This window comes from Pantoea sp. X-Soil-ISGK-259 (assembly GCF_059730705.1).
Window position 1 is genome coordinate 1,926,547 of sequence record NZ_AP035986.1, and the last position, 16,590, is coordinate 1,943,136.

Annotated in this window: 15 protein-coding genes and 3 pseudogenes; 12 read left to right on the forward strand and 6 right to left on the reverse strand. The window is 55.0% G+C overall.

Annotated features, from left to right (window positions below; genetic code table 11):
- Positions 1-293 precede the first annotated feature (293 nt).
- From AC6I77_RS08995 to AC6I77_RS09020, 6 genes are read left to right on the forward strand one after another with little or no spacing between them, the layout of a single operon-like run.
- Positions 294-1,274, forward strand: a complete 981-nt coding sequence (locus tag AC6I77_RS08995; protein ID WP_497816830.1) for a TIM barrel protein — start codon at positions 294-296, stop codon at positions 1,272-1,274.
- 55 nt (positions 1,275-1,329) lie between these two features.
- Positions 1,330-2,370 (forward strand): sugar ABC transporter substrate-binding protein, encoded by a 1,041-nt coding sequence (locus AC6I77_RS09000; RefSeq protein WP_003853575.1) that lies wholly within the window; start codon positions 1,330-1,332, stop codon positions 2,368-2,370.
- A gap of 15 nt (positions 2,371-2,385) precedes the next feature.
- Complete coding sequence (locus AC6I77_RS09005; protein ID WP_485523034.1) at positions 2,386-3,888, forward strand: sugar ABC transporter ATP-binding protein; 1,503 nt, start codon at positions 2,386-2,388, stop codon at positions 3,886-3,888.
- Between the two features lie 32 nt (positions 3,889-3,920).
- Positions 3,921-4,892, forward strand: coding sequence for an ABC transporter permease (locus AC6I77_RS09010; RefSeq protein ID WP_003853579.1), 972 nt, complete (start codon positions 3,921-3,923; stop codon positions 4,890-4,892).
- Entirely contained in the window at positions 4,892-5,749 is an 858-nt protein-coding gene (locus AC6I77_RS09015) for a MurR/RpiR family transcriptional regulator (RefSeq protein WP_008925181.1), read from the forward strand. Before AC6I77_RS09010 ends, AC6I77_RS09015 begins: the two co-directional genes overlap by 1 nt.
- Before the next feature lie 2 nt (positions 5,750-5,751).
- On the forward strand, positions 5,752-6,612 hold the full coding sequence (locus AC6I77_RS09020) for a PfkB family carbohydrate kinase (RefSeq protein ID WP_497816831.1): 861 nt from the start codon (positions 5,752-5,754) through the stop codon (positions 6,610-6,612).
- A gap of 58 nt (positions 6,613-6,670) precedes the next feature.
- On the opposite strand, the gene curA is transcribed toward AC6I77_RS09020, so the two are convergent.
- Positions 6,671-7,702: an NADPH-dependent curcumin/dihydrocurcumin reductase gene (gene curA, locus AC6I77_RS09025; protein ID WP_003853584.1), complete on the reverse strand. Its 1,032-nt coding sequence runs from the start codon at positions 7,700-7,702 to the stop codon at positions 6,671-6,673.
- Positions 7,703-8,021: 319 nt separating this feature from the next.
- On the opposite strand from curA, the gene AC6I77_RS09030 reads away from it, so the two are divergent.
- Both AC6I77_RS09030 and AC6I77_RS09035 read left to right on the forward strand, forming a co-directional pair.
- On the forward strand, positions 8,022-8,420 hold the full coding sequence (locus AC6I77_RS09030) for a VOC family protein (RefSeq protein ID WP_182629788.1): 399 nt from the start codon (positions 8,022-8,024) through the stop codon (positions 8,418-8,420).
- A gap of 165 nt (positions 8,421-8,585) precedes the next feature.
- Positions 8,586-9,065, forward strand: coding sequence for a glutamate racemase (locus AC6I77_RS09035; RefSeq protein WP_497816832.1), 480 nt, complete (start codon positions 8,586-8,588; stop codon positions 9,063-9,065).
- On the opposite strand, the gene AC6I77_RS09040 is transcribed toward AC6I77_RS09035, so the two are convergent.
- Positions 9,058-9,807: a DeoR/GlpR family DNA-binding transcription regulator gene (locus AC6I77_RS09040; RefSeq protein ID WP_497817220.1), complete on the reverse strand. Its 750-nt coding sequence runs from the start codon at positions 9,805-9,807 to the stop codon at positions 9,058-9,060. The two genes, AC6I77_RS09035 and AC6I77_RS09040, sit on opposite strands and share 8 nt — an antisense overlap.
- A gap of 83 nt (positions 9,808-9,890) precedes the next feature.
- On the opposite strand from AC6I77_RS09040, the gene AC6I77_RS09045 reads away from it, so the two are divergent.
- Positions 9,891-10,475 carry an NUDIX domain-containing protein gene (locus tag AC6I77_RS09045; RefSeq protein WP_003853592.1) on the forward strand — a complete coding sequence of 195 codons (585 nt, stop codon included), beginning with the start codon at positions 9,891-9,893 and terminating at the stop codon, positions 10,473-10,475.
- A 42-nt stretch (positions 10,476-10,517) separates the two neighbouring features.
- Here the strand turns inward: AC6I77_RS09045 and AC6I77_RS09050 are convergent, their stop codons facing one another.
- On the reverse strand, positions 10,518-11,618 hold the full coding sequence (locus tag AC6I77_RS09050) for an NADH:flavin oxidoreductase/NADH oxidase (RefSeq protein ID WP_003853594.1): 1,101 nt from the start codon (positions 11,616-11,618) through the stop codon (positions 10,518-10,520).
- A 17-nt stretch (positions 11,619-11,635) separates the two neighbouring features.
- Between AC6I77_RS09050 and AC6I77_RS09055 the strand changes: the two genes are divergently transcribed.
- Positions 11,636-11,860, forward strand: coding sequence for a hypothetical protein (locus tag AC6I77_RS09055; RefSeq protein WP_152333564.1), 225 nt, complete (start codon positions 11,636-11,638; stop codon positions 11,858-11,860).
- A 3-nt stretch (positions 11,861-11,863) separates the two neighbouring features.
- Here the strand turns inward: AC6I77_RS09055 and AC6I77_RS09060 are convergent.
- Positions 11,864-12,148: pseudogene (locus tag AC6I77_RS09060) on the reverse strand (SDR family oxidoreductase); the annotation flags it as partial.
- Between AC6I77_RS09060 and AC6I77_RS09065 the strand changes: the two are divergent.
- Positions 12,133-12,924, forward strand: a pseudogene (locus AC6I77_RS09065) (LysR substrate-binding domain-containing protein); the annotation flags it as partial. The pseudogenes AC6I77_RS09060 and AC6I77_RS09065 overlap by 16 nt on opposite strands.
- Positions 12,925-12,940: 16 nt before the next feature.
- Here the strand turns inward: AC6I77_RS09065 and uraH are convergent.
- A complete protein-coding gene (gene uraH / locus AC6I77_RS09070) occupies positions 12,941-13,363 on the reverse strand; it encodes a hydroxyisourate hydrolase (RefSeq protein ID WP_003853600.1) in 423 nt (140 codons plus the stop codon).
- A gap of 490 nt (positions 13,364-13,853) precedes the next feature.
- Here uraH and AC6I77_RS09075 point away from each other — a divergent pair.
- A pseudogene (locus AC6I77_RS09075) lies at positions 13,854-14,875 on the forward strand (alpha/beta hydrolase).
- A 389-nt stretch (positions 14,876-15,264) separates the two neighbouring features.
- On the opposite strand, the gene AC6I77_RS09080 reads toward AC6I77_RS09075, so the two are convergent.
- Positions 15,265-16,590: a type II toxin-antitoxin system HipA family toxin gene (locus AC6I77_RS09080; RefSeq protein WP_039660233.1), complete on the reverse strand. Its 1,326-nt coding sequence runs from the start codon at positions 16,588-16,590 to the stop codon at positions 15,265-15,267.

Below are 16,590 nucleotides of genomic sequence, written 5' to 3' on the forward strand. Positions count from 1 at the left end.
GTCCCGCTGAGCGCCGCCCTGGCGCTCAGCTTTTTTCATTTCTTTCTCTGCCAGATTCCACGCCCGGCTTCTCACGACAACCCGTTGTCTTTCAATTAAATTCTCCCTCCACTGCCTGTTATTCATCTGATAACACACCGAAACTATTTCGTGACAGTGCTCCCGGTTTAGAGATTTCCCCATCCTGACAGACTTGCGCATTAAGCCGCGAGGCGTAGATTAATATATAACTTCACAATTAATCGTGAATATGAAAAGTACTTCACAATACGCACTCTGAAGGATTGAGCCTCATGTCGGAACTGAAATTTGCTACCCGTCTCAACTCGTTCGCCTCGGGCGCACACCTCTACTGGCCTGACCTGCAGGGCAAGCCGTCGGTTCTCCAGATGGTTGCCCGTGCGGGAAAGGTAAATGGCTTAACACATCTCGATCTTAACTTTCCGCAGCATCTCACCACTGACATCGCCACTCTGCGCCAGGCGATTGAGGATGCGGGCCTGGCGGTAAATGGCATGCAGATGCGCTGGGATGCACCTCAGTTCAAAATCGGTGCATTTACGCATCCGGATGCGAAAGTGCGTCGTGAAGCGATCGAGCTGACCAAGCGCGGTATCGATGCGGGTCGGGAGTTTGGTTCCCGACTGATGACCCTGTGGATGGGGCAGGATGGATTTGATTACTGCTTCCAGGCCGACTACAAAAAGATCTGGGAGGATGCGGTCAGCGCTGTACGTGAAGTGGCAGAGTACGCGCCGGATGTCGATGTCAGCATCGAATATAAACCGAATGAGCCTCGCGCCTACAGCATCTTCCCCAACGCGACCACCTGTCTGCTGGCAGTGGAAGAGGCCGGCTGCGCCAATCTGGGTATCACGCTGGATTTCGCGCACGTCCTGTTTGCCAATGAGATCCCGGCTTACGCTGCTGCGATGGTGGCACGCCGCTCACGGCTGCTGGGACTGGACCTGAATGACGGCTGGGGCAAACGTGACGACGGACTGATGGTTGCCTCCGTGAATCCGCGCGCCACGCTGGAGTTTCTCTGGCAGATGCAGCGTGACAGCTACAGTGGCGCTTACTACTTCGATACCTTCCCGGATGCCAGCGGTCTGGACCCGATTCGTGAAGCAGAGAGCAACATCGCCACCGTTAAGCGCCTGCTCAGACTCTGTGACCAGCTGCACGGTAACGCGGCATTACTGGCGGCCATTGCGCGTCAGGATGCGGTGGCTTCCCAGCAGATAGTCAACGACATCATGCTGGCTCGCTGACAGTCGATTAATCCTAAGAACATCACACCTCTACCCACATGCTGAGACTATAAAAATGAAAAAACGCCTGCTTGCCTTTATCGCTTCTTCACTGCTCTGCAGCACAGTTTATGCGGCAGATCTGGCACCGCTGCAATCCGACACTGAACCGGATCGCACCGACTGGACCCAGCTTGATACTAAATATGGCGCGCTGCCGAAAGTCGACAAGTCGCTGAAAATTGGCGGGGTATCAAAAACCCTCACTAATGAGTACTGGCGCCTGCTCGGCCAGGGCTACCAGGACGCGGCGAAAAAGTATGGCATTACCGTCGAGTACCAGGCGGCAGCCAATGAGGACGATCAGCTTGGTCAGCTGTCGATTGCAGAGACCCTGATCTCCCAGGGCTTTAACGGCCTGCTGGTTTCGCCGCAGACCGACATCAACCTGCAGCCTGCGCTGGAGAGTGCGAACAGCAAGAATATCCCGGTGGTGAACGTCAACGATGCGGTGATGCCGAATGCGCGTTACTACGTCGGCAACGTGCAGAAAGATAACGGTGTGCGGGTCGCGAAGTGGTTTATTCAGCATCATCCGCAGGGCGGGAAAGTCGCGGTGATTGAAGGGCAGCCAGGCGTGTATGCCGCCGGACAGCGTACCCGTGGCTTCAAAGAGACACTGGACGCAAATGGCAAGTTCACCATTGTTGCCAGCGTGCCGGCGAACTGGAGTCGCGAGCAGGCCTTTAATGCGGCGTCAACCATCCTTCAGCAGCATCCTGACCTGATCGGCTTCTATGCGAACAACGACACCATGGCGCTGGGCGTGGTGGAAGCGGTGAGGGCGCAGAACAAAGCGTCACAGGTGGCGATTTTTGGCACTGACGGCATTTCGGATGCGTACGCCTCAATCAAGCGCGGCGAGCTGACCGGCACGGTGGACAGCTTCCCGGTGCTGACCGGTGAAGTGGCGATGGACGTCATGATCCGTCTGATCAATGGACAGAAACTGTCGCGCGTTATCTCCACGCCACAGGCGTTGATCACTAAAGAGAACGTCGACGCGTTCTCGACCAAAGACAACAACCGGTTGCGTGAGCTGCTGGCTCAGCAATAGTCGGCGGAGGCGGGTATGGAACAGTTTCGCTTAATGATGCGCGGCATCAACAAAAGTTACGGTAACGCCGCCGCACTGCAGGAGGTCGATTTTTCAGTGCGACCCGGCGAGGTGCATGCGCTGATTGGGGAAAACGGCGCGGGTAAATCGACACTGCTGAATATCCTCTCAGGCGTGCGCGGCGCTGACAGCGGAGAGATCAGCGTTAATGGCAACAGAGTGCAGATTCGCAGCCCGCTCAGTGCACGTCAGGCCGGTATCGCCATGATTCACCAGGAGTTGCAGCATGTTCCTGAGCTTTCCGTGGCGCAGAACATGTTCCTGGGTCGCCCGCTGACCCGTGCCGGTGGCTGGTGGGTGGATAAAAAAGCGCAGCTGGCGCGGGCGACGCTGATTCTGAAGACGCTGGATCCCACTATCGATCCCGATACGCCGATCAGAAATCTCAAGGTGTCGCAGCAGCAGATTGTTGAGATCGCCCGTGCGCTGCTGGATGACGCAAAAATCATCGCCATGGATGAGCCGACTTCCAGTCTGACGCCCCGCGAGTTCGACCGGCTGGCGGAGCTGATAGGCGATCTGAAGTCGACCGGCGTCTCGCTGATCTATGTGTCGCACAAGATGAATGAGATTTTCCGGGTCTGCGACCGCGCCACCATTATGCGTGACGGAAAGCAGGTGGGTGTGGTCAACATCAGTGATGAGGATGAAGAGAGCATTGTCGCCAAAATGGTCGGACGGAAGATCGACAAACTCGACCATCAGGCGTTTGTCAGCGAACGCGAGGTGCTGCGGGTAGAGGATCTGACGCGGGGCAATGACGTGGTAGCCGCCAGTTTCAGCGTGCGAGCTGGTGAAGTGCTGGGCATTGCCGGGCTGGTGGGTGCGGGACGGACCGAACTGCTCAAGCTGATTGCCGGCATCGACAGGCGTACCGGTGGCACGGTGAGCGTCAACGGCACCGCAGTGCAGAACCACAACGTGCGTGCGGCGATCAAAGCAGGTATTGGCCTGGTGCCGGAGGACCGCAAGAAAGAGGGCATCATTAAAGAGCGGGCGGTGAAGATGAACATGGCGCTGCCGTCGATGCACCGCTTCACGCTGGCGGGGCTGATGAACCATGCCCGGCTCGACCGTGAGGCGCTGAGGGTGATGGGCGACCTCAAACTGCGTCCGCTCGACATTGAGAAAACCATCGGCACGCTGAGCGGCGGCAATCAGCAAAAAGTGATTATTGGCCGCTGGGTGGCGGCGGATTCCAACGTGTTTCTGTTTGATGAGCCGACGCGTGGCATCGACATTGGCGCTAAGTCTGAGATCTATCACCTGATTGAGAAACTGGCGCAGGCGGGCAAAGCCATTGTCGTGGTGTCGTCAGAGATGACCGAGATTATGCGCATCTCTGACCGGGTGCTGGTGATGCGCGAGGGGCGTATCACCAAAGAGCTCACTGGCAGCGCGATCACCGAAGAGAACATTGCCCGCTATGCCATTAAAGATATCGACCAGACCGCCTGACCGCTTACCTGACACTATTTAAGGTTAATATTATGACGACTCAGACCTCCACCGCGCCAGGTACCCGACCCGCGCTGCGGCTTAAATTTAACGTGCGTGATGCCGGTACTTTAATTGGCCTGTTGATTATCGTGGTGACATTTTCGTTTCTGTCGCCGGTCTTTTTCACGCTGCCAAATCTGCTGAATATATTGCAGCAGTCTTCGATCAACGCCCTGATTGCTCTGGGCATGACGCTGGTGATTATCTCCGGCGGGATTGACCTTTCGGTTGGCCCCACCGCGGCGCTCTCAGCGGTGCTGGGTGCCACGCTGATGACCCTGGGTGTGCCGGTGCCGCTGGCGATTCTCGCGACGCTGGGCGTCGGCGCGATGTGCGGGCTGTTCAGCGGTTCGCTGATTGCCTATGCCGGGCTGCAGCCGTTTATCGTTACGCTGGGCGGCCTGTCGCTGTTCCGGGCTATCGCGCTGATTTATACCGGCGGCAATCCGGTCTTTGGCATTCCGCTGGCGTTCCGCAGCCTGATCAATAGCACGGTGCTGGGTATTCCGACGCCGATTGTGATTGTGGCGGTGATTGCGCTGCTGCTCTGGACGGTGATGAATAAGACCCCGCTGGGGGAATATATTCTGGCGATCGGTGGTAATGAAGAGGCGGCGCGGGTCGCGGGTGTGCCGGTGAAGCGCACCAAGGTGACGGTTTACATCTTCTCCGGTCTGCTGGCGTCACTCGCTTCGCTGATTCTGATTGGTCGTCTGGGCGCTGCCGAGCCGACTATCGGCAACCTGTGGGAGCTGGACGCTATCGCGGCGGCGGCCATTGGCGGTGCATCATTGATGGGCGGCAAGGGCAGTATTTTCGGCACGCTGATTGGCGTGGTGATCCTCGGGGTGTTACGTAATGGCCTGACCTTACTGAACATTCAGGCCTTTTACCAATTGCTCGCTACCGGCCTTATTATTATCATAGCGATGTTGATTGACCGGGCGACCCGAGGCAAGTAATGAAGCAAGATCCGCGAGCCATTGGCGCTCAGATTCGTATGCGTTTGCCCCAACTGACGCCGTTAGAACGCCGTGTGGCGGAGGCGATAATTGCCCGAACCGACATGACTGAGCAGTCGTCTTTAAAGGAGATTGCGCAGGAGAATAATGTCTCTGAAGCGATGATCGTTAAGATTACAAAAAAACTTAACTTCACCGGCTTCAGGCATTTCAGAAGTGGTCTGATCTATTACAACCAGTCTGAAGTGGCGGGACTGCATGCGGAAATTGAGCCGGATGATTCGTCGGAGCAGTTGCTGGCCAAAGTCTTCAGAACCTCTATCCAGGCCATCGAAGAAACATTATCGATTCTGGATGTCTCTGAATTCAATCGTGCGGCGGATATCATCTTTAAAGCGCGTCATATCGATCTCTATGCTGTCGGCGGCTCTGCCGCCGTGGCGCGGGACCTGTCGCACAAGATGCTGAAGATTGGCATCAAGTCGACCGCCTATGACGACGCCCACATCATGCTGATGTCAGCCGCCGTGTTATCTGATGACGATGTGGTTATCGCCATCAGCCATTCGGGTGCGACACGTGCAGTGAACGATCCGGTTAAACTGGCGGGAAAGAATGGCGCGAAAGTGATCGCCATTACTAACTACGCCGAATCCCCGATCGCGCAGAGTGCGCATGTGGTCCTCAATTCAACCTCTCAGGGATCGCATCTGTTGGGTGAAAACGCCGCGTCACGCATCGCCCAGCTCAATATTCTGGATGCGCTGTTTGTCGCTATCGCCAAGAAAGATCTGAAGCGGGCGGAGAAGAACCTGATGAAAACCCAGCATGCGGTTCAGGATCTGCGGGAATTCTAGCTATGAGCAAAATTGCAGTCACCGGCAGTCTTCATTACGACATTATGCTGGACGCACACCATCGCCCGGAGAAAGGCGAAACGGTGATGGGCAGCGCCTGTCACTATAAGTTCGGCGGCAAGGGCGGGAATCAGGCGGTCGCGGCGGCCCGTGCGGGCGCAGCAGTGCGTTTTGCCGGTTTGGTGGGGCGCGATCAGCAGGGGAAATTCCTGCTGGATCATCTGCAGCAGGCCGGTGTCGATTGTACGCAGGTGAGTGTGACCGATGCGCTTCCCTCCGGCATGAGCGTGGCGATTACCGATGCTGAAGGGGATTACGGCGCGGTAGTGGTTTCTAATGCCAATCAGCAAATCCCGCTTGAGACCTTTGCACAGCCAGGCTTCTGGCAGGATGTTTCGCTGCTGGTGCTGCAAAACGAAGTCCCGGAGGCGGTAAATCTCTGCGCGGCACAGGCGGCACGGCAGCGGGGGATTACGGTCTGTGTGAATGCTGCACCTGCCCGGACATTGTCGGCGGGGTTTGAGGGCTGTATCGATCTGCTGGTGGTGAACGCCATCGAAGCGCGCGATATGTGCGGGATTAACGTGCAGGATCTGACTTCAGCGCGTGCTGCTGCGGCATCGCTGGCGGGACGCTTTGCCCGCGTGGTGGTGACAGCAGGTGAACACGGAGTGGCTTACAGCGAGGCAGGAGAGACGCACACGCTGGCGGCGCAAAAGGTGACGCTGGTCAGTACACACGGTGCCGGGGATTGCTTTGTCGGGGTGTTGTGTCAGCGCCTGAGTCTTGGCGCAACGCTGGGAGAGGCGGTCAGTGACGCTAATCGTGCGGCTGCCGAACACGTTTCACGGCAGCCGCATTGATTCATCGCATTGATTAATAGATAGCGTGCCACGTCACTGACGCGGCACGCTAACGCGATTACTCGCTGACTTTCACCACGGTTTTACCGAAGTTTTTGCCATTCAGCATGTCGATAAACGCCTGTGGTGCATTCTCTAATCCCTCAATCATATGCTCGCGATAGTGGATTTTTTTGCTCTCCACCAGCGGGCTCATTGCTTTGAGGAACTCAGGATAACGGTCACCGTAATCCTGGAAGATGATAAAGCCCTGCATACGGATACGACGCTTAAGGATACCTGCCATGATCAGCGAGGTTCTGTCCGGACCGTCCGGCAGCTCACGCTGGCTGTACGCGGAGACCAGACCACAGACCGGCACGCGTGCCGCGGTGTTCAGCAGCGGGAATACGGCATCAAACACTTTGCCACCGACGTTTTCGAAGTAAATATCGATGCCATCCGGGCAGGCGTTTTTCAGTTGCTCTTCAAAGTCTGCGCTGTGGTGATCGAGGCAGGCATCAAAACCCAGCGTATCGACCGCATAACGGCATTTTTCTTCGCCACCGGCGACACCGACTACGCGGCACCCTTTCTGTTTGCCCAACTGACCGACCGTTGCGCCCACTGGACCGGTTGCGGCGGCAACCACCAGGGTTTCGCCCGCTTTCGGCTGACCGATATCCATCAGACCCATATAGGCGGTAAAGCCAGGCATACCGAGAATGCCCAGCGCCCATGAAGGATGTGGCATATCGTTGTCCAGCTTCGCAATCTCTTTGCCATCGGAAACGGCATATTCCTGCCAGCCGCTCTGCGCCAGCACCCAGTCGCCGGTTTTAAAGTTGCTGTTTTTCGATTCTGCAACCTGACAGACGGTGCCGCCCACCATTGGCTCATCCAGCTCTGCGGGCGCAGCGTAGGATTTACCCTCATCCATCCGGCCACGCATGTAGGGGTCAAGCGAGAGGTAGATGGTTTTCAGCAGCACTTCACCCTCTTTGATTTCCGGAACGGGCTGAGCCACATGGCGGAAATTCTCTTTGGTCGGCTCACCGTGAGGGCGTGATGCCAGTAACCAGGCGTGGTTCTGGGTAGCATGTTCAGTCATATTGTCTTCCTTTTATAGCCAGGCAATGCACAGGACATTGCCGTATGAATACCGGGAAAGTGTAGATGACCGCAGCGGGAATGCGTTTAGCGCTGTGAGCGGTAAGGTGATTTTCCGGATAACCGGAACAGGGTGCCGACCGCAGCGGCACGCCGACTGCAGAGCGATTTCAGGGTCAGGACTGCGCGGAAGGGTATTCACATCTTTTTGCAAAAAACGGTGGTTTGATGGAAGTGCCGGGGAAGTGGTTACGCATCCAGCGTCACGGGAAGCTCAGAGGATTGTGATAAATATCAGTGAACTCAACAAGGAGAGAAGCATGACTATCCCGCATCTGCGTATTGCCCGTCCAGTGACTGACCTGACGCAAAGCTGCCAAATCTATTGCCTTGGGCTGGGGTTGCAAAAAATCGGTGAGTTTACTGACCATCAGGGGTTCAGTGGTGTGATACTGGGCGCTGACGGGCTGGCCTGGCATCTCGAATTCACGCTCTGTCACACGCATCCCGTCCGGCCATCGCCAACGGATGACGATCTGCTGGTGCTCTACATCCCACAACAGCCTGACTGGCTGGCTCGCTGTAACAGCATGGATGAGGCAGGCTTCCGGCGGGTGCCATCATTTAATCCCTACTGGGATCAACGGGGCGTGACATTTATGGATGGGGATGGTTATCGTGTCGTTATCCAGCAGGCCGCATGGTCGCCCGCACGCTAACTTTATGAAGAACCGGAGCTCACCCTGAACATTCTTTGCTTCCATACCGCCGCCAGTAATATCGCGATCTTTGATGATGCCGCCCGCGCACTGGCTCTTGATATTCTGCCCCTGAATCATCTGGTGATGCCTGCGCTGCTGACTGAGGCGGAGCGAAGCGGCGGGATGACAGTGGAATTACGCCGCCGTATTGCACAGCTGATTGAATCGCTGCTGCCGCAGTTTGATGCGGTTCTGATCACCTGTTCGACGCTGGGGCCGGTTGCTGATGATTTCAGTACGCATGCTGGGGTAATGCGCACTGACCGGATGTTAGCGGAGACACTGCGGCGTCTTACGGGGCCGACGGTGGCGCTGTGTGCAGCAGAATCGACGCTGGCTGCGACACGGACACTCTTCTGTCATCCAGACAGTCAGATCGAGGTCATGCTGGTGGAAGATGCGTGGGCAGCGTTTAAAGCGGGAGACACAGCACGCTATTTTGCCCTGATTGGGGCAGCAGCAGAGCAGGCTTATCAGCAGGGCGCGGTTGCCGTTGCCCTGGCACAAAGTTCAATGACGCCCGTTGCAAAGCAGTTTCCCCCTGCGCAGAGACCGCTGACCGGCCCGTATCTTGCGCTGCAGGCTTGCTGCGATCTCAGATGATCGTCACACCATGCTGGCTGAGCGCCTTTTTCAGCGCCTTGTCCGGCTCTGTTTCCACTACCAGCGTACTCGTAAGTGACAGATCGCCAATGGCAAATGCCGACGCTGAATTGAGCTTTTCGGCGGACGCCAGTACCACGGTTTCTGCTGCGCGTCCTGCCAGCGCCCGCTTCACCGTCGCTTCTTCAAAATTCCCGGTTGTCAGGCCCGCCGCCGGATGCACACCGGTAACACCCATAAAAAAGAGATCGGCGTTAATGCGGTTTATCGACTCCAGCATGGCTGCGCCTACCGCCACCACCGAATGCTTATAAAGTTGCCCGCCAATCAGTATAACCTCCACGAGTGGGTGATCGGCTAACGCCAGCGCCACGCTGGGACTGTGTGTCACGGCGGTAAAGCTCAGCGTTGTCGGCAACTGTCGTACCAGTTCTGCGCTGGTGGTCCCGCCATCAATCAGCACAATCTGGCCTGGCTGGATCAATGAGGCCGCTTTTCTGGCGATAATCTGTTTAGACGCCGTCTGCACGCTTTTTCGTGTTTCAAAGGTGCCCAGTGCAGCGGATACCGGTAACGCACCGCCATGCACCCGTTGCAGTAATCCTTCCGCCGCCAGTTCACGCAGGTCACGCCGGATAGAGTCTTCGGAGAGACCAAATCGCTGGCTCAGGTCGCGCGACTGAACCTGTTTTTCCTGGGCGAGCAGGGCGAGAATTGTCTGTTTTCGTTGGCTGGATAGCATCATTCCATTCTGCATGTTTTTTCTTGAATTTGCACGATTGTGCATGATAGCGTGTGGGCTGTCCACTTATCCTGGAGAGTATCATGCAGCAGAATCATCCCCGCGTACGCATCATCAACGAGCAGTTGCTGTCAGATAACTGGTATACCCTGAAGAAGTACACCTTCTCGCTACTGCGCAGCGATGGACGCTGGCAGGAGCAGAGCCGTGAAGCCTACGATCGGGGAAACGGCGCGGTGATTCTGCTCTATAACCGTGATAAACGCACAGTCGTGTTGACCCGGCAGTTTCGCTTTCCCATTTTCCTGAACGGGCATGATGGCTTTCTGATTGAAGCGGCAGCTGGTCTGCTGGATAACGCCTCGCCTGAGACGCGTATTGTTGCCGAAGCGGAAGAGGAGACGGGCTTTCGCGTCAGTCGCGTAGAAAAGGTTTTTGAGGCTTTTATGAGCCCCGGTTCAGTGACGGAAAAACTCTACTTCTTTATTGCTGAGTATGACGATCAACAGCGCAGCGGTGAAGGCGGCGGAATAGTGGAAGAGGGCGAAGATATCGAGGTACTGGAGATCGGTTTCGACAAGGCCTTACAGGCGATTGATCAGGGTGAGATCGTGGATGCCAAGACCATTATGCTGCTCCAGCATCTGCGGCTGAAAGGCATTCTTTAAAATCGCGGGCAGACCACGGTAACGCGGCCTGCCCGTTAACGCTTACTGATCCTGCGTCAGGATGCCTTTGACATCGTGCGGTTCAGAACGCAGATACTGCGGCGGAACCTGCACTTTGCCATCCAGTGCGGCGGCGGCGTGCCACGGCCAGCGGGGATCATAGAGAATGCCGCGCGCCAGCGCCACCAGGTCAGCGTCGCCCTGTTGCAGAACACCTTCTGCCTGCTGAGGTTCAGTAATCAGGCCAACAGCAATCACCGGGATTGACACCTGCTCGCGAATATCGCGGGCGAAAGGCACCTGATAATTGGGTCCGACGCTGATTTCCTGTTTTTCCGACAAACCACCACTGGAAACATGAATATAGGCGCAGTTAAGCGCTTCCAGCTCACGTGAGAGGGCGATCGACTGCTTGATTTCCCAGCCGCCTTCCACCCAGTCCGTCGCGGAAATACGCACACCCACCGGAATGGCAGCGGGAACGGCTTCACGGACGGCTTTGAACACCTCAAGCGGGAAACGCAGTCGGTTTTCCAGCGAGCCGCCATATTCATCACTGCGTTGATTCGAGAGCGGTGACAGAAACTGATGCAGCAGATAGCCGTGCGCGGCATGCACTTCAATCAGTTGAATACCCAGGCGCACTGCACGGCGGGCACTCTCAACAAAAGCCTTTTTTACCCGCTGCAGATCGTCAATGCTCATGGCAACCGGTTTAACTTCATCCGCGCTGTAGCTCAGTGCCGACGGGGCTACGGTTTGCCAGCCGCCTGCATCGGGTGCAATCTGCTTACCGCCTTCCCAGGGAACCGCACACGACGCTTTACGTCCCGCATGGCCCAGCTGCATACCAATCGGGATAGAGGAGTAGCGGCGCACATCATCCAGAACTGTTTTTAGTGCGGCTTCATTATCATCATTCCACAAACCGAGATCGCCGGGAGAGATACGGCCAATGTCCTCAACGGCAGTGGCTTCAATAATCATCAGACCGGCGCCGGAAAAGGAGAGCTGGCCAAGATGGATCCGATGCCAGGCGGTCGCATTGCCTGCTTCAGCGGAGTACTGACACATCGGGGCAATCACAATGCGGTTATCCAGCGTAAGTTCGCCGAGCGAGACAGTGGAAAAAAGTTGGCTCATGTTATCTCCATGGTGTTATGACGGACGTGACAGGCAATAACTATAGCGGGGGATTTACCGGACGGGATGACTGCAACGTGACATTTTATGACTGCGTGCCGGACGACGGAGAGATCGCAGCTTTTCCTTCGGGTTATGAAACAGGGAGTGACTGGCTAGCGGTCAGCCAGCCAGGCTGTGCTGGTCTGGCTGAACCGGGATTTCGGGTTATCACTGTTGTGGCAGCGTTCAGGCTGGCTTAAACCTCAGACCTGTGCCATGCCGCCATCGACAAACAGCTCTGTCGCGTTAATAAAGCTGGCGGCATCAGACGCCAGAAACGCAACGGTACGGGCAACCTCCTGTGGTTCACCCAGACGGCCAAGCGGTATCTGTGCCGCCAGCGCATCAAACAGACCCTGACGCTGCTCTTCACTCACCAGATCACCCAACCCAGGCGTGCGAACCGGGCCAGGACTCACGACATTAACCCGGATGCCGCGATCTTTCAGATCCAGCGCCCACGAACGGGCAACATCTCTCCGTGCGGCTACTGCAACGCACCACCCGGCGCGTGACCGTCACCGCAGAAGGGCAGGAATACTATGAGAAAGCACTGCGTATCCTGCACAATCTCGAGGATATTGATGCCTGTTTTAATGCGCGGCGCAGTAAACCGCGCGGGCAGTTACGCGTTGATATCGGCGGGTCTACCGCACGGGATATTCTTATTCCGCTGCTGCCCGATTTCTTTGCCCGCTATCCGGACATTACGCTGGATCTTGGCGTCTCGGACCGCCCGGCTAATCTGATTAGCGACAGCATTGACTGTGTCATTCGTGGCGGTCCTTTGGCCGATTCCTCACTGGTGGCGCGTCTGATAGGGCACGCCACGCTGATCACCTGCGCGACACCCGCCTATCTCAAAGCCTTTGGGATTCCTGCTTACCCTGATGAATTGCGCAACGGGCACCGGCTGGTGAGTTATCTTTCGCCGCAAACCGGCAAACCGTTTCCGCTAAAGTTTGAACGTCAGGGTGAGAAAATAGAGATCACCAGCGCGCATCGCATTGGCGTTAATGAAAGTAATGCACACCCGGCGGCGGGTCTGGCCGGGCTGCGGATCATTCAGACGTTCAGTTATTCACTGTCGTCGATTCTGCGGCAGGGCGATATGGTGGAGATACTGCGCGACTGGCGGCCTGCGGGTTATCCGTTTCATCTGGTTTATCCGCAAAACCGGCACGTAACGCAACGGCTGCGGGTGTTTATCGACTGGCTGGTGGCGTGTTTTCCGGCTCGCGTCGCGGGGGAATCCGGCACCTGAGTGCCGGATTAGCAGATTAGTTGCCGCGATAGGTTGAGTAACCAAACGGGCTCAGCAGTAACGGGATATGGTAGTGCTCGCCACTGGCTTCCATGTTGAATTCAACCGGAATCTCCGGGAAGAAGGTTTTCTGGTTGGTTTTTTTGTAGAAGTCACCGGTTTTAAACACCACACGGTAGCTGCCCGCACTGGCCATCTTGTCCTGCGGGAACAGGGCGCTGATACGACCGTTATTGTCGGTAACGCCTGAGGCCAGTTTTACCCAGTTATCCTGCTGCTTTTGATCCAGCTCGACTTCGATGCCCGCTGTAGGCTGACCGGTTTGCAGATTAAGAACGTGTACGCTCAGCGGATTTTTAGCGGCAGCGGGCTGAGCTGCGATAGCGGACGCGCCAGAGGTCATCAGTAATGTTGCGATCAAAGCGTATGATGTTTTCATCAATGTTTCCTTTATTGATTGGTTGAAGTCGTGTAGCAGTGCAGAGAGAGTAAAGGGCCTGAGACCAAAGCGAAAATCAGCCGCGGTAAATGTGAAATTTCTGAGGGAATTAATCTATTTAGTTACATCATACAAAAGTTGTTTTTTTAATTAATAGTCCGGCATTTGTGCGATAAAAGTTGATCAGAGAAAAGTGCCGCCAGGTTGAATTCACCGGGATTGGCAGCCAAAGCAGGGCACCAGGAGTTCAGTGCTGAGCAGAGAGCTGGATCAATTCAGGATTTTTCCGCTTCTGAAATGTCGCGCTCAATGACTGCAATTCGATACAGATAGCTGCAATTTGCCACGTTAACCCCGATGATTTCCAGGAAGACTGGTTCTGCCATTTAAATGGCGCGCTATTTAGTTGTTTACAATGAAGAGGTGCCGTGTCATTGTCCGGTCAACCAGATAGCACACTATTAAATAGCAAGTTAATCGGAGTCCTGTAATGAAAATGAAACTGATCGCCAGTGCATTACTGTTAAGCAGCCAGATAAGTAGCGCGTTTGCTGCGCCAACTGAAAACAGCCCGCAACCGACCGTAGGTGTTGCCGCCTTTCTGAAAGCGCTCAACAGCGGAACGGGTAAACCAATTGAGCAACTCTCTGTCAACGATGCCCGGGCAGTATTGACCGGAGCACAGAAGGGCGCAGAAAACTGCCGCCGGCACAGATTTCACAGAAGATCATTACTGTACTGGGCAAGCCTCTGACGCTGACCATCGTTAAACCTGAGCACGCCAGCAGCACATTGCCGGTGTTTATGTTCTTCCACGGCGGCGGATGGGTGCTGGGCGATTTTCCAACCCATGAACGTCTGGTTCGTGACATGGTGAATGCATCCGGTGCTGCAGCGGTATTCGTTAACTATCAACCTTCGCCAGAAGCCCATTTCCCGGTGGCAATCACTCAGGCCTATGAAGCCACTAAATGGGTCGCCGACCATGGTGCTGAAATTGGCGTTGACGGAAAACGTCTGGCGCTGGTTGGTAACAGCGTTGGCGGTAACATGGTGGCGGCAGTTGCGTTACAGGCGAAGCAGTTTAAAACGCCAGCTATCCGTTATGATGTGATGCTGTGGCCGGTTACCGATGCGCGTTTCGACACGCCGTCATATGAGCAGTTTGCTGACGGACATTTCCTGACGAAGAACATGATGAAGTGGTTCTGGGATAATTACACGACGTCGGAAAAGGATCGTAATAACATTCTGGCATCGCCGTTGCGCGCCAGCACTGAACAGCTGAAGGGGTTACCGCCAACGCTGATTCAGACTGCAGAGCTGGATGTATTACGGGATGAAGGTGAAGCATTCGGTCGTAAGCTGGATGCAGCAGGCGTGCCGGTGACCGTTACACGGTACAATGGCATGATTCATGACTTCGGTTTGCTGAACGCCTTGAGCCAGGAACAGACAGTCAGAACAGCCATTGACCAGGCGGGTGAAGCACTGCGTTCGCATCTGAAATAATCTGATGACAAACCCCGGACTGCATCGTTGTTCGGGGTTTCAGGCGATCTGTTTGAAGGCATCACTATGAAGGTGCAGGGCAGTGGTAGTAACGTAACTGCAGGTACGGAAGTACAGGAATGAATGACGCAGTATCACAGCGATAAGTGCACTGTTAATCTCTTATTTAACATAATATACATTATGCGCTCTTTGGTCAGGTGTCTGTCTTATCCTGTTTTCCACCTTTCCCAGGGAATCTCTGCGGATGCCTGATGATTCTGTCTGACAATGAATCTCTCCGTCTTTTCATCATTCAGGCTGTAATCGATAAACATCTGCGTTGCCGTGTTGCACCTCTCAGCCTGTTCTCTTCTGACACTGTGTTCAGTGGGAAATTTTAATCGGCGCTAATTTCCGGCCAGACGCCTGCATTGCTGCGTTATGCCATCAAACACGCGTTCTGCCAGTTCTGACGGGAACTGATCTGGCAGTTGAGCGCGAACACGCTCGATGACGTCCGGTGCGTCAGAAATTATTTCATCCATCATCATCTCAACCTGCTTTTTACTCAGGCCGGTCTGCTCACCGTGGTTAATCCAGTGCCGTCTTTGTATTCTGTAGAGTTTGTAATAGTTGCTGCTGCCGCGAGCGGCCATCGCCAGTTTGCATTTTTGCCAGGCTATCTGATTATTGCCATTTCCGATGACCGGCCATGCCGATAAAACATCATAAAGTGGCGTAAGGCAATAATGCCCCTGAGGCCCTATCGCAATACTGAAATTTTTAGCATGGCCATCTGTGGCCGCCAGTACCCAGAAAATTATCTGTGCTTTAAAGAAATGCAATCTGTCCTGTTCTGCGTGATCTGAATGACTCAGAATCTCCATAATTTCAGAGATACCTGGCCCGCCGTCGGCCTGATATTTGCGTAATGGTGACATCCCCGCAGCCTGACACATATCTTCCTGAGGTAAACGAATGATCCAACGCTGATCACCTGACCATTTGCGGTCAAAACGTTCAACCACCAGGACTTTCTGATCTTCGAATTGAGCGATTTCTGTTCTTGCGACCGGGATGCCGAATTGTTCAAGTAGCAGCGAACAGAGCCATTCGTTTTCCACGGATGTACTCATATCAGCTTTCATATTGCCGACCAGGCCAAGCGGCAACTTGAAAATATGCGTCGTTGGCGTATTCCCTTCAGGCCTGCACCACCGATCGTCATGCCATAATAACGCTGTTTTTTCCTGCGCACCGGCAATGGATAGCCGTAAGTCGCCTGTATCACTCTGTCTGCCGGGTAATGATGCCGCCGTGGTATTTCGCAATGTCATTGCGATCTCTGATTCAGAGAGCGGCCGATATTTTACGCAATATAAATCCGTGGGTTCATCGCCCTCTTTCAGTAACTGTATCGCGCCTACGCAATCTTTTCCCAGCTCGGTCAACAGGTCAAAAGGGTCGAGACTTTCTGCCTGATACCGCATTGCCAGACGCCTGCGAATCCCTTCACTATCCGGTAATAAATTATCAAAGTAGTCACGTACCACATTTCCGCGCCAGATTTGATCGCCGGGGGTAAAAGGCAAAGAGAGCGATAACGGTCTTCCTTGCGCGTCGGCACTCCATTCAGGAAGATATTGCAGCGTATCTTCTCCTTTGCTTTTGTTCCAGAATCCAACCTGAATACCGTTCATCCATATCACTAAACGCTGCTGTCTCCGGCTCAT